This is a genomic window from Bradyrhizobium sp. URHC0002 (assembly GCF_054059515.1).
In genome coordinates, this window is the sequence record NZ_JBSSCF010000001.1 from 7,646,724 (window position 1) to 7,660,724 (window position 14,001).

Below are 14,001 nucleotides of genomic sequence, written 5' to 3' on the forward strand. Positions count from 1 at the left end.
CATGACGCGGAGCACGATACGCCTGACCGTCAACGGCAAAGCTTGCGATGTCGACGCCGCGCCCGACACGGCATTGCTCTATGTGCTGCGCAACGACCTCGCCTTGAACGGACCAAAATATGGCTGCGGTCTTGGCGAATGCGGTGCCTGCGCGGTGCTGATCGACGGCGTCGCGGCGCGCTCCTGCGTGATCCCGATCGAAGGCTGCACCGGGCGCGACATCGTGACGCTCGAAGGTCTCGGCACGCGCGAGCATCCCGATCCGGTGCAGCAGGCCTTCATCCGCGAACAGGCCGCGCAATGCGGTTATTGTCTCAACGGCATGATCATCGCGACCAAGGCTTTGTTGTTGCGTTCCCCTCACCCGTCGGACGACGAGGTGCTGGAAGCGTTGCGTCATCATCTCTGCCGCTGCGGCGCACATATCGAAATCATGCGGGCGGCCATGCGCGCGGCGGGCCGTGCTGTTGAGGCCCAGACGTGATGACGGCCCCTGACACGCCTGGGGATCGCGACCGTCTACAAGGCATGCTGTCCGTCGTTCGTCCGGCCTCTCCCGTCGAGGCCGTCAAGTTCGAGACATTTATCAAGGTCACCGCGGACGGATCGGTCACCGCCTACAATGGCCATGTCGATCTCGGCACCGGCATCCGCACCGCGCTCGGGCAAATCGTTGCCGAAGAACTCGACGTCTCCTTTGCGCGTGTCGTCGTCGTGCTCGGCGATACTTCTCTCGTTCCCAATCAGGGTGCGACGATCGCCAGCGAAACGATCCAGATTACCGCCGTACCGTTGCGCAAGGCGGCGGCGCAGGCGCGGCAATTTCTGATCGCACGTGCCGCGGAGCGGCTGGAGCTTCCCCGTTGAAGAGCTCGTCATCGAGGACGGCCTGATACGCGGACAGGATAATCGCAGCGTCAGCTATGGCGAACTGATTGCGGGCGAGACCATCCAGCTTGAACTGGCTGATGATGTTACGGTTAAGCCCGCCAGCGCCTACAGCATCGTCGGTCAATCCGTGCCGCGCATCGATTTGCCTGCGAAAGCAACGGGCGAGCTGGTTTACGTCCACGACATGCGCGTGCCGGGCATGCTGCACGGCCGCGTCGTTCGTCCGCCCTATGCCGGCGTCGATGTCGGCGACTTCATCGGCAACAGCCTGATCGCGGTGGACGAGGCCTCGGTACGCGACATCCCCGGACTTGTCGCTGTCGTCAGGGTCGGCGACTTCGTCGGCGTCGTCGCCGAGCGCGAGGAAAATGCGATCAAGGCGGCGACGCAGCTCAAGGTGAGCTGGAAGCCAGTGCCGACGCTGCCCGACCTGAAGGACATCGAGACCGCGCTGCGCGCCAATCCGTCGGTGCCGCGCACGCTGATCGACAAGGGTAACGTCGATGCGGCGATTGCCGGCGCCGCGAAGCCGATGCCGCGAACCTATGTCTGGCCTTATCAGATGCACGCGTCGGTCGGCCCGTCCTGCGCGGTCGCCGACTATCAGGAGGATCAGACCAGGGTCTGGTCCGGGACGCAGAACCCGCATCATCTGCGCACCGAACTGGCTCGGCTGATCCATCGCCGCGAAGCCGAGATCGATGTGATCCGGATGGAGGCCGCCGGTTGCTACGGCCGCAATTGCGCCGATGACGTTTCCGCCGACGCGGTGTTGCTGTCGCGCGCCGTCGGCCGGCCCGTTCGTGTGCAGTTGACGCGCGAGCAGGAACACGCGTGGGAGCCAAAGGGCACCGCGCAGTTGATGGATGTCAACGGCGGATTGAACGCTGACGGCAGCGTCGCCGGTTATGACTTTGCTACGCGCTATCCATCGAACGGCGCGCCGACGCTGGCGCTGCTGCTGACCGGTGCCATCCCGCACACGCCCGCCATCATCGAGATGGGCGACCGCACCGCGATCCCGCCCTACGACTACGACAATCTGCGCGTGGTGGCGCACGACATGCCGCCGATCGTGCGGGCTTCCTGGCTGCGCGGCGTCTCGGCGCTGCCGAACACGTTTGCGCATGAATCCTGGATCGACGAATGCGCCGATGAAGCCGGCGTCGACCCGATCGAGTACCGCCTGCGCTATTTGAAAGACCCGCGCGCCATAGATCTCGTCAATGCCGTCGCTGAACGCGCGGGCTGGAAACCGCGGCCGGTGCGGCAGGAACCGGCGGCTGAGGGCGACATCGTTCGCGGTCGCGGCTTTGCCTATGCACTCTACGTGCACAGCAAGTTTCCGGGCTACGGCGCGGCATGGTCGGCATGGATCGCCGACGTCGCGGTCAACAAGGCGACCGGCGATGTCAGCGTGACGCGCGTGGTCGCCGGACAGGATTCCGGCCTGATGATCAATCCGGACGGCGTGCGCCACCAGATCCACGGCAACGTCATCCAGTCGACCAGCCGCGCGTTGATGGAGGAAGTTTCGTTCGACCGCACCTCCGTGACGGCGCGGGAATGGGGCGCCTACCCCATCATCAAATTCCCCGAGGTGCCCGAGATCGACGTGCTGATGCTGCCGCGGCAGGATCAGCCACCGCTCGGCGTCGGCGAGTCCGCTTCCGTCCCAAGTGCTGCTGCCATCGCCAACGCCATCTATGATGCGACCGGTGTACGCTTTCGCGAATTGCCGTTCACGCCGGAACGCATCCTGCGCGGGCTGCGCGGCGAGGAACAGCGGGCACCAGAGGCGTTACCGTCGCCGGCAACCGCACCGCGGCCCGACCTGACCAGGTGGCAGAAGCCATTCGCCGGACGCAACGGCGTGTTCGCGACGGCCGCAGCCCTGTGTGCCGCCGCGATCGGCATCGGCGCCGCCGTGCTGCCGTGGCGAGCCATCGCGCCGATCGCACGTCCCGATGCCTCGGTTTATTCCGCCGCGACCATCGCGCGAGGGCAGCAACTCGCCGCGCTTGGTGACTGCGCGGTGTGCCACACCTCCGCGAACGGTATCCTCAACGCTGGCGGTAAGCCGCTGCAAACGCCATTCGGTACGATCTACTCGACCAACATCACGCCCGACGTCGTAACCGGAATCGGCGCATGGTCCTATCCCGCCTTCGAACGCGCGATGCGCGAGGGGATTCATCGCGACGGCCGGCATCTTTATCCGGCATTTCCATATCCGCATTTCGCCAGGACCACCGACGCCGACATGCAGGCGCTCTATGCCTACCTGATGGCGCAATCGCCGGTGCGCGCGGAGACGCCGCAGAATGCGTTGGCGTTTCCGTTCAACCTGCGTCCGCTGATGGCGGGATGGAATGCGCTGTTCCACAAGCCGGCGGTTTTCCAGGCCGACCCGACCAAGTCCGAGACATGGAATCGCGGAGCCTATCTGGTCGAAGGCCTCGGCCATTGCAGCGCCTGTCATTCGCCGCGCAGTGCGCTCGGCGCGGAAAGGGCGAACGCCTACCTCGCCGGCGGATTCGCGGAAGGCTGGGAAGCACCGGCGCTGACGTCGTTGTCGCAGGCGCCGATCCCGTGGAGCGAGGACGAGCTTTACGCTTATTTGCGAACCGGCGAGTCGCGCCTTCACGGCGTCGCCGCCGGGCCGATGGCGCCGGTGGTGAAGGAGCTCGGGTCGTTGCCTGATTCCGATATCCACGCGATGGCGGTCTATCTCGCTTCGTTCAACGAGACCTCCATGGACCGACCGGCGCAGCAAGCGCTCGCCGCGAAACTGGAATCCTCGACCGGCACGCGCGCGTCGGCCGCCTCCAGCATCGGTGCCCGGCTCTATCAGGGCGCCTGCGCGGTGTGCCACGAGGTCGGCGGTGCGCCGCTGTTCGGCAGCCGGCCGTCGCTGGCGCTGAACAGCAATCTGCATAGCGCCGTGCCTGACAATCTCATTCAGGTTATCCTGCACGGCATTGCCAAGCCGGCGACGACCGACCTGGGCTACATGCCGGCCTTCAGGGACAGCCTGACCGACGGCCAGGTCGCGGAGCTGGTCGGGTATCTCAGGCAACAATTTGCTCCGGATAAGCCGATCTGGAAGGATATTCATGCTGCGACTAGCCGTATCCGGCGGGAACATGCGCGCTGACCTGCCATGCCGCCGCCAAAACCCACTGGTTGGGCGGCCTCCGGCACGGTAGAGTTCCGCCATGGCAGTCACCGATATTGCATCCCGAACCTATAATCACGGCTGGCGGCTCGACCCGATCGTGCGCAGCCTGCTCGATACCGATTTTTACAAGCTGCTGATGCAGCAGATGATCCGCGAATTCTATCCGGATCAGCGCGTCACCTTTTCGGTCATCAACCGCTCCAGGCATGTCCGCCTCGCCGAGATCATCGACGAGGGCGAACTTCGCGCGCAGCTTGATCATGCGCGCACCATCCGCTTCACGAAGAAGGAGCTGATCTGGCTCGCCGGTAATACGTTCTACGGCAAGACCCAGATGTTCTCGCCCGACTTCATCAACTGGCTCTCCAACTTCCGCCTGCCTGAATACGAATTGAACAAGGTGGACGGCCAGTACGAACTGCATTTCCACGGGCCGTGGACCCACACCACGATGTGGGAGATCCCGGCGCTCGCGATCATGAACGAGTTGCGCTCGCGCCAGGCGACCAAGGGACAGGGCCGCTTTGTGCTCGACGTGCTTTATGCGCGCGCCAAGGCCAAGTTGTGGTCCAAGGTAGAGCGGCTGCGCAAGCTCGAAGGCCTGCGGCTGTCGGACTTCGGCACCCGCCGCCGCCATGGCCATCTGTGGCAGCGCTGGTGCGTCGAGGCCGTCAAGGAAGGCCTCGGGCCTTCGTTCACTGGCACCTCCAACGTGCTGCTGGCGATGGACAACGATCTCGAAGCGATCGGCACCAACGCGCATGAATTGCCGATGGTCGCAGCGGCGCTTGCCAATTCCGACGAGGAGTTGCGCTGGGCGCCCTATCGCATTCTCGACCAGTGGCGCCACACCTATGGCGGCAATCTTTTGATTGCGCTGCCCGACGCCTTCGGTACCAAGCCGTTTTTGCGCGACGCGCCGGACTGGGTCGCCGACTGGACGGGCTTTCGCCCCGACAGCGCGCCGCCAATCACCGCCGGCGAGGAAATTATCAAGTGGTGGAAGCAGAAGGGCCGCGATCCCAAGGAGAAGCTCCTGGTGTTCTCCGACGGAATGGATGTCGACTCGATCGAGGAGACTTATCGCCATTTCTCGGGACGCGTCCGCATCTCCTTTGGCTGGGGCACCAACCTCACCAATGATTTCGTCGGCTGCGCGCCGGATGGGTCCGCCGATCTCGATCCGATCTCTCTGGTCTGCAAGGTGACCTCGGTGGATGGCCGGCCGGCGGTCAAGCTGTCTGATAATCCCGAGAAGGCGACCGGTTCCGCGTCCGAGGTCGAACGTTATCTGCGCGTCTTCGGCAATGCCGGCCGCGTCCGCACTCCCGTGCACGTCTGAACCTGCAACGATCCGTTTCCAGCCATCTACCCACTCGACGAGCCCCGCATGCCCGCACCCAAGCCGCCTGCTTTCGAAACCCTGAGCCTGCACGCCGGCCAGCGCCCGGACCCCGCCACCGGCGCCCGCGCGGTTCCGATCTATCAGACCACGTCCTACGTGTTCCAGGATTCCGACCACGCCGCCGCGCTGTTCAATTTGGAACGCGCCGGCCACATCTACACCCGCATTTCCAATCCCACGACGGCCGTGCTCGAAGAGCGCCTCGCCGCGCTCGAAGCCGGCGTCGGCGCGATCTGCACCGCAAGCGGCATGGCCGCGATGCATCTGGCGATCGCAACGATCCTTAATGCCGGCGACCACATCGTCGCCTCCGCCTCGCTCTATGGCGGCACCATCAACCTGCTCGCGCACACACTGCCGCGTTTCGGCATCACGACCACCTTCGTCAAGCCGCGCGCGCTCGACGAATTCCGCGCGGCGATCAAGCCTAACACGCGGCTCGTGATCGGCGAGACCATCGGCAATCCCGGGCTTGAAGTGCTGGATATTCCTGATGTCGCCCAGATCGCGCATGACGCCAGGATCCCGCTTCTGATCGACAATACCTTTGCGACGCCGTTTCTCAGCCGTCCGATCGAACTCGGCGCTGATATCGTGATGAACTCGGCGACCAAATGGATCGGCGGCCACGGCATCGCGATCGGTGGCGTCATCGTCGATGGCGGTCGCTTTGATTGGCACGCCTCCGGCAAGTTCCCACAACTCACTGAGCCCTATGCCGGCTATCACGGCATTGTCTTCGACGAGCAGTTCGGCCAGGCCGCCTTCATCATGCGCGCCCGCACCGAGGGCCTGCGCGACTTCGGCGCCTGCCTGTCGCCGACCAACGCGTTTCAGTTGCTGCAGGGCGTCGAGACGCTGGGCGTGCGCATGGAACGCCACATGAGCAACACGCTGGCGGTGCTCGAGGCGCTGACCGCCAACAAGACGGTCGACTGGGTGCTGCATCCGGCGCTGGAAAATCATCCCGATCATCAGCTTGCGAAGCGGCTATTGCCGCGTGGCGCCGGATCGATCGTTTCTTTCGGAATCAAGGGCGGGCGCGCCGCCGGCAAGAAATTCATCGAGTCCCTGCGGATGATCAGCCACCTTGCCAATGTCGGCGACGCCAAGACGCTGGTGATTCACCCCGCCAGCACCACGCATCAGCAAATGGACGCCGCGCAGTTGAAGGCCGCAGGCGTCGGCGAGGAACTGGTGCGGCTGTCGGTCGGCATCGAAACCGTTTCCGACATCATCGACGATCTCGGCCAGGCGCTTCGCGCGTCGCAGAAGGGTTGAACCATGCAGCTTTCCGTCAACGGTGCTGATGTCTTCGTTGCCACCGGCGGTCGTCCGTTCGATCCGTCGCTGCCTGCCGTGGTGATGCTGCACGGCGCCGGCTTCGATCATTCGACCTGGGCGCTGCACAGCCGCTGGTTCGCGCATCATGGCTATTCCGTGCTGGCGCCGGACTTGCCGGCGCACGGGCGCTCTTCGGGTGCGCCGCTTCCGACCATCGCCGACATGGCCGACTGGACCGCCGCCCTGCTCGATGCGGCCGGCATGCCCAAGGCCAAGCTCGTCGGCCACTCGATGGGCTCGCTGATCGCGCTGGAGACTTCTGCGCGACATCCCGACAAGGTCTCAAGCCTCAGCCTGATCGGAACCGCCGCGACGATGACCGTGGGTCCCGATCTGCTCAAGGCCGCGGAGTTCAACAATCCCGATGCCATCGACATGGTCTCGATCTGGGGCCTCGGCTTCAAGGCCGAGCTCGGCGGCAGCCTCGCGCCGGGACTGTGGATGCACCAGGGAGCGCAACGCGTACTGCAGCAGACGCGGCCGGGCGTGCTCTACAACGATCTCAACGCCTGCAATGCCTATCAGAACGCGCTTGCGGCTGCCGCACAGGTCAAGGTGCCCGCCATATTCATTCTCGGCGAGCGCGACATGATGACGCCTGCGAAAGCCGGCAAGACGCTGGCAGCGGCGACGCCGAATGCGCGCACCGTTGTCGTTCCGGGGGCAGGCCACATGATCATGGCCGAGGCGCCGGACGAGCTGTTGGCGGCGCTGCGGTAGTAATCCGGATCCCACTCTCACTCCTCATCCTGAGGAGCCGCGAAGCGGCGTCTCGAAGGATGAAGGCCACCGGCGGGGCCTCATGGTTCGAGACGGCGCTATGCGCCTCCTCACCATGAGGGTCGACTACTGCCGTGCCGCAGGCTTCCTCTCCACTGGATGAATATCGATCGCGCGCAGGCGGCCCATCCGCAGCACATCCATCGCCAGCATGCGCCCGATGCGGTCGCGGTCGAGTATCCGGATCAGATCGTCGACGCCGTCGATCTCGACGCCGTCGAGTTTGATCACGACGTCGCCGGGCAGCAAGCCGGCCTTCGCGGCCGGACTGTCCGGTTCGATCTGCGCCAGCAGCGCGCCCATCTTGTTGTCGACGCCGGCGACCACCGCATGCCGCCGCGGGATCGGCGCGGTCTGGCCGGCGACGCCGATATAGGCGCGGCGGACATAACCGTGGCGGATGATCTCGGACAGCACGAACTGCGCGGTATTGCTGGCGACCGCAAAGCAGATGCCTTGCGCGCCGTTGATGATGGCGGTGTTGATTCCGATCACCTCTGATGACGACGACACCAGCGGCCCGCCGGAATTGCCGGGATTGAGCGCAGCGTCAGTCTGGATCACGTCCTCGATGGTCCGCCCGCTCACCGAGCGGATCGACCGGCCGAGCGCCGACACCACGCCGGCGGTCACCGTCGATTCGAAGCCGAGCGGATTGCCGATTGCGACCACGAGCTGGCCGCGGCGCAGGCTTTTGGAATCGCCGAGCGAGGCATAGGACAGATCGCGCGCGCCATCGGCCCGCAGCAGCGCAAGGTCGGTGTCGGGATCGACGCCCAACACATGCGCGTCCGTGACGAAGCCTTCGGTGTCGCGCAGCCGGATCTCTTTCGACGATCCGACCACATGGCTGTTGGTCAGCACCAGCCCGTCCGGCGAGATGACGATGCCGGAGCCAAGCCCGCCGCGTTCATGCGCGCTGCGCGCCTTCGGCCCGGTTTCGACACGCACGACAGCGGGGCCGACACGTTCGGTGACGTCGATCACGGCATTGGAATAGGCATCGAGCAAAGCCCGGTCGTTGTCCCGGGCAGGCTCGGCCGTTCGCGATGACGGATCGTCATCGGCAATATCTGAGGCAAAATCCAGCATGGCGAGATTCCTTCGGCTCCTCAGATGGTGGCCGGGAACCGGATTCGCAAGATGCCCGCAACGAGCGCGGGGCTGGCCTGCTACAGTGCCCCTCCCAGATGGTGAGGAGCGCGAAGCGCGTCTCGAACCATGAGGCCACAGACGGGCCTGCAACCTTCGAGACGCGCGTTCCGCGCTCCTCAGGATGAGGGACTTGCAGCCGGACTAGGGCGCTCGCCTGAGCGACCCCGACCGCGCCTTGACGGGATCAAGCAGCGCCCAGTCGCCCTCCTGCAGCACATAGCCTTTCGGGAACGGGGCGCGCAGCTCGAGCCCCAGCGAGCGCAGCACGCGGTCGTCGCGGTAGTAGCATTGCAGGACGACGCGGACGAGCGTCGCCGCAGCAGCGCCACCCGTGGCGCGGAACTCCGTCGCTATCGCCTCGCGTCTGGCCGTATCGAGTTCAGCCAGCGGCTGGCCTGCGAGACGCGCGAGATGGTCGAGCGCCTGCGTGACCTGCGCGGTGTCGCGGCCCAGCGTCGCCAGCATGTCGGCCTGGATCGCGGGGTCATCAGCGCCGGGCACATTGTACTCGTCGCTGGCGGGAATGATCATCGCGGCGACAATACGAAGATCGTCACGTTGGGTTGAGGTCAGTTCATTGGCTGCGGACATGGCGGTCTCAGTCGAAAAGGTTGGCAAGGCGTTGCTTGATCTGGTCGGCGACGTAGAGCGCGATCGCCTGGATGGTCGAGGTCGGGTTCACGCCGCCTGATGTGACGAATACGCTGCCGTCGACGATGAAGAGATTCTTCACGTCATGCGACCGGCCCCATTCGTTGACCACCGAGCGCGCAGGATCGGTACCCATCCGCGCCGTGCCGAGCAGATGCCAGCCGCCCCAGGAGATCGGATTGTTGATGCAGAGGTCGGTCGCGCCGGCGGCTTCGAGAATCTCCCGGCCGCGCGCCAGTCCATGCTCCATCATCTTCCGGCTGTTCTCACTGAGCGTGTAATCGATCTTCGGCGCGGGAATGCCGTGGCCGTCCTTCAGCACGGGATCGAGCGTGACGCGGTTGTGCTCCTCCGGCAGATCCTCGCAGATCGCAGAGACCCCGATGCGATGGCCGTTGAGCTTGCGAAAGACGCGGTGATGATCCGCGCCCCACGGCAAAATGCCTTTCTGCTCGCTCGCAACCGCTTCGAACACAGGCCCTGCACCGCGGCCGAACTGGATGCCGTAGCCGCGGACAAAGCCGCGCGAGAGATCCGTGTCGTAGAACTCCTTGCTCCAGAGGCAGGTCGGCGGCGCGCGGTTAGAGTCGGTCGGCTCCTTCACAAAACCGTAGATCTGCGCATAGGGATGGAACATCAGGTTCTTGCCGACCAGTCCGGACGAATTGGCCAGGCCGTCAGGGAAGCGGCCGGAGACCGAGTTTAAGAGCAGCCGCGGCGTGCCAACGCCGTTGCAGGCGATGATGACGACTTCGGCCGGCTGGAACTGCTCGACGCCATCCTTGTCGTAGTAGACGACACCCGAGGCCATGCCGTGCTCATTGGTGAGGATCTCGCGCACGCGGCAATGCGTCTTGAGCTCGACACCGGCGCGGATCGCGTGCGGCCAATAGGTAATGTCGGTCGAGGCTTTGGCGCCTTGCGCGCAGGCTGGCGTGCAATGGCCGAGATTGATACAGCGCGCCCGGCCCTCGTAATCCATCGTCGCAACGGTCGTGTCCGACGGCCACCAGTGCCAGCCGAGCTTGTTCATGGCCTTGCCGATCAAAGGGCCGGAAAGCCCGAGCGGCTGCGGCGGCATCGGCGGTCGCGTCAGCGGCGACAGCGGATCGCCCGACAGGCCCGAGACGCCCATCATCCGGTCGTTCTCCTCGAAGAACGGGGTAAGCGCGTCGTAATCGATCGGCCAATCGTCAGCGACGCCGTCGAGCGTCTTCACCTTGAAATCGGAAGGGTGTAGCCGCGGCCAATGCGCGGTGTACATCACCGTCGAGCCGCCGACGCCGTTGAAGTTCACCACCTTGATCGGCGAGTTGTCGTCGTTGACAGGATAGTCCTCGGGCCGGCCACGGATGTTCGGGCTGGTCGACCAGTCGCCGTAGAATTTTGCTTCCCAATCGCGCCCGGTGCTCGGATATTCCGACGGCTTCATCCAGCCACCCTGGTCGAGGCAGAGGATATGCATCTTGGTTTCGGCCAGGCTCCACGCCACCGCCGCGCCGGATGCGCCGGCGCCGATGATCAGGACGTCAACGGGATCGTTCTTCATTCTTGTTACCTGACAATCCTTACCGGCAGCGAGCGGATGCCGCGGATGAAATTTGAATAGAGCCGCTGCGGCGGGCCCATGATTTCAAAGCGAAGGTCGCGGTTCAATATTTCCTCCCACAAAATGCGGATTTGCTGCTCGGCTAGGCGATCGCCAACGCAGCGGTGGATGCCCGCGCCGAAGGCGAGATGCTGGCGTGGCTTGGCGCGGTCGATGATGAATTCGTCGGCGCGATCGATCTTGCTCTCGTCGCGATTGCCGGAGATGTACCACATCACGACCTTGTCGCCCTTGGCGATCCGGCGGCCGGCAAGCGCAACGTCATTGCGCGCGGTGCGGCGCATATGCAGCACCGGGGTCTGGTAGCGGATGATTTCGGAAACGAGGTTTGGAATCAGTTCGCGCCGCGCCCGCACCAGCTCGAACTGCTTGGGGTTTTCCACCAGCGCCATCAACCCACCGCTCATCGAATTGCGCGTGGTGTCGTTGCCGCCGACGATCAGAAGCGCCATCGTGCCGATGAACTCGCGCGGTTGCAGATGACGCGTCGCCTCGGAATGCGCCAGCATCGAGATCAGGTCGAAGGTCGGCGGCGCATCGGCACGCGCGTCCCACAATTTGTGGAAATAGTCGCCCATCCTGGCCAGTTCATCGTAACGCTCGGCTTCCGAATGCACGACGGCGTCGGGCGAATTGACATTGGCGATCGCTACATCCGACCACCAGCTCAGCTTCATGCGATCTTCCGATGGAAAATCGAACAATGTCGCCAGCATCATATTGGTGAGATCGGTCGAGACGCGCTCGGCCCAGTCAAAGGTCTCGTTGCGCGGCAATGCGTCCAACACAGCGCACGTCCGCTTGCGGATCAGCGGCTCGAAATTGGCGAGATTTGACGGCGCCACGATCGGGGCCACCGTGCGGCGCTGCGCAGTGTGACCAGGCGGATCCATTCGGATGAAACTCGAGATTTCGCGCCCCTTCGGCTGGTCGGCCACCTGAATACCGCCGAGCTCCGAGCTCGATGAATAGTTCTCGTGATCGAGCTCGACCGCAAAAATGTCGTCGTAGCGCGTCACCGACCAGTACGGCCCGAACGACGAGGCCACGCAGTAATGCACGGGATCGTCGCGGCGCAATTGTTCGAACAGCGGCCGCCAGATGTCGTTCTGGTAGAGGTGGGGATCGCTGACGTCGATCGAGGCCAGCTCGCGCTGCAGTGCCTGGGCCATCGCTTCCCCCTCCCGTCGTCGCCGCTTGTCGGGCGCTCCTGATCCGGACGATACGGGCAGATATGGCCGTGAGTAAAGCCGACCGAGACCGGCCAGCGGCAAACCTGCAACCCTGCCACGCGTCCATGCAGGGTTTGTCCGCCGCCACGAGACCGGATAGCCTTGGCGCAAACCGCAAGCGAGGGAGCGACGCCAATTCCTTTCGACGCCATCATCATCGGCGCGGGCATGTCGGGCCTGTACCAGCTCTACCGGTTGCGCGAACAGGGTTTTCGCGTGCGGGTGTTCGAGGCCGGCACCGATGTCGGCGGCACCTGGTACTGGAACCGCTATCCCGGCGCGCGCTTCGATTCGGAAAGCTATTCCTACGGCTACTCGTTTTCGAAGGAGCTTTTGGAGGAATGGGACTGGTCGGAGCACTTTGCCGGCCAACCGGAAACGCTGCGCTATCTCAACCATGTCGCCGACAAGTTCGACCTGCGGCGCGATATCCAGTTTCGCAGCCGGGTCTCGGCGGCGGTTTACGAGGAAGAGACGCAAAGTTGGGCCGTCACGCTCGAAGACGGCAGTCGGTTCGACACCCGGTTCCTGATCACCGCGATTGGACCCTTGTCGACGCCTACATTGCCGCGGATCGAGGGACGCGACGAGTTCAAGGGTGCATCCTTCCATACCGCACGATGGCCGAAGGCGCCCGTCGATTTCGCCGGCAAACGCGTCGCCGTGATCGGCACCGGTGCAACCGGCGTGCAGACCATCCAGACCATTGCCGGCCAAGTCGGCCATCTCACCGTGTTCCAGCGCACACCGAACTGGTGCGCACCGCTGCACAACGGCAAGATCGACGCCGAGACGCAAGTGAAGATCAAGGCCGGCTATCCCGAGATGTTCGCCCGCTGCCAGGAGACCTTTGCCTGCTTCCTGCATACGCCGGACCCGCGCGGCGCGTTCGAGGTTTCGGACGAGGAGCGCGAGGCGTTTTACGAAAAGCTCTACGGCGAACGCGGCTTCGGCATCTGGCAGGGCAATTTTCGCGACATCCTGATCGACCGCAAGGCGAACGCGACGATCTCCGATTTCGTGGCGCGCAAGATCCGCCAGCGGGTGAAGAACCAGGCAGTGGCTGAAAAACTGATTCCCAGGAATCACGGCTTTGGCACGCGGCGGCTGCCGCTCGAGACTTTTTATTATGAGGTCTACAATCAGGACAATGTCGAGCTGGTCGACATCAACGAAACGCCGATTGAGCGGATCACGCCTGCGGGTATCCGGACCAGCGACAGCGAATTCGCGTTCGACATCATCATTTATGCGACCGGCTTCGACGCCATCACCGGCAGTTTCGACAAGATCGATTTTCGCGGGAGCGGCGGGGTACGCCTCAGGGATAAATGGAGAAGCGGACCGGAGACCTATCTCGGCATCATGGTTCATGAATTTCCGAACATGCTGATGCTGATGGGCCCGCATACCGCGCTCGGCAACATCCCGCGCAGCATCGAATACAGCGTCGACTGGGTGACTGGACTTGTCCGCTTTGCGATGGACAAGGGGCTGACGCGACTGGAGGCGACGCCGGAAGGTGTTGCCTCCTGGACCGATCACGTGAAAGCGCTCGGCGTCGGGCTGTTGTCCAACGAGGTCAATTCCTGGATGACCGGCATCAATTCCAACGTCGAGGGCAAGCAGACCCGCATCGTCGCCCGCTACAGCGGCAGCGCGCCGGCGTATCGCGCAAGGTGCGATGAGGTGGCGGCGAAGGGGTATACGGAATTGAGGCTGGGGTAGTTCTCTCCTGTCGTCGCCCGGCTTG

9 protein-coding genes and 1 pseudogene are annotated in these 14,001 nt (G+C 64.1%); 6 read left to right on the top strand and 4 right to left on the bottom strand.

Annotation, left to right across the window (positions count from 1 at the left end; translation table 11 throughout):
* The first annotated feature begins 1 nt into the window (after position 1).
* The 5 genes and pseudogenes from ACVWVY_RS36970 (at position 2) to ACVWVY_RS36990 (ending at position 7,541) form a co-directional block, all read left to right on the top strand.
* Positions 2-484 (top strand): (2Fe-2S)-binding protein, encoded by a 483-nt coding sequence (locus tag ACVWVY_RS36970; RefSeq protein WP_456631025.1) that lies wholly within the window; start codon positions 2-4, stop codon positions 482-484.
* A pseudogene (locus tag ACVWVY_RS36975) lies at positions 484-4,048 on the top strand (molybdopterin cofactor-binding domain-containing protein). The gene ACVWVY_RS36970 and the pseudogene ACVWVY_RS36975 overlap by 1 nt, the downstream one beginning before the upstream one ends.
* Positions 4,049-4,109: 61 nt before the next feature.
* Positions 4,110-5,414, top strand: coding sequence for a nicotinate phosphoribosyltransferase (pncB, locus tag ACVWVY_RS36980; protein ID WP_456631026.1), 1,305 nt, complete (start codon positions 4,110-4,112; stop codon positions 5,412-5,414).
* Between the two features lie 48 nt (positions 5,415-5,462).
* Entirely contained in the window at positions 5,463-6,758 is a 1,296-nt protein-coding gene (locus tag ACVWVY_RS36985; RefSeq protein ID WP_456631027.1) for an O-acetylhomoserine aminocarboxypropyltransferase, read from the top strand.
* A 3-nt stretch (positions 6,759-6,761) separates the two neighbouring features.
* Positions 6,762-7,541, top strand: a complete 780-nt coding sequence (locus tag ACVWVY_RS36990; protein WP_456631028.1) for an alpha/beta fold hydrolase — start codon at positions 6,762-6,764, stop codon at positions 7,539-7,541.
* A 126-nt stretch (positions 7,542-7,667) separates the two neighbouring features.
* Here the strand turns inward: ACVWVY_RS36990 and ACVWVY_RS36995 are convergent, their stop codons facing one another.
* The 4 genes from ACVWVY_RS36995 to ACVWVY_RS37010 all read right to left on the bottom strand — a co-directional run bounded on the left by ACVWVY_RS36995 (position 7,668) and on the right by ACVWVY_RS37010 (position 12,188).
* Complete coding sequence (locus ACVWVY_RS36995) at positions 7,668-8,693, bottom strand: S1C family serine protease (RefSeq protein ID WP_456631029.1); 1,026 nt, start codon at positions 8,691-8,693, stop codon at positions 7,668-7,670.
* 204 nt (positions 8,694-8,897) lie between these two features.
* Complete coding sequence (locus tag ACVWVY_RS37000; protein WP_456631030.1) at positions 8,898-9,347, bottom strand: hypothetical protein; 450 nt, start codon at positions 9,345-9,347, stop codon at positions 8,898-8,900.
* A gap of 7 nt (positions 9,348-9,354) precedes the next feature.
* Entirely contained in the window at positions 9,355-10,956 is a 1,602-nt protein-coding gene (locus ACVWVY_RS37005; RefSeq protein ID WP_456631031.1) for a GMC family oxidoreductase, read from the bottom strand.
* 5 nt (positions 10,957-10,961) lie between these two features.
* Positions 10,962-12,188, bottom strand: coding sequence for a cytochrome P450 (locus ACVWVY_RS37010; protein WP_456631032.1), 1,227 nt, complete (start codon positions 12,186-12,188; stop codon positions 10,962-10,964).
* Between the two features lie 162 nt (positions 12,189-12,350).
* Between ACVWVY_RS37010 and ACVWVY_RS37015 the strand changes: the two genes are divergently transcribed.
* Positions 12,351-13,976, top strand: a complete 1,626-nt coding sequence (locus ACVWVY_RS37015) for a flavin-containing monooxygenase (RefSeq protein WP_456631033.1) — start codon at positions 12,351-12,353, stop codon at positions 13,974-13,976.
* Positions 13,977-14,001: the final 25 nt, after the last annotated feature.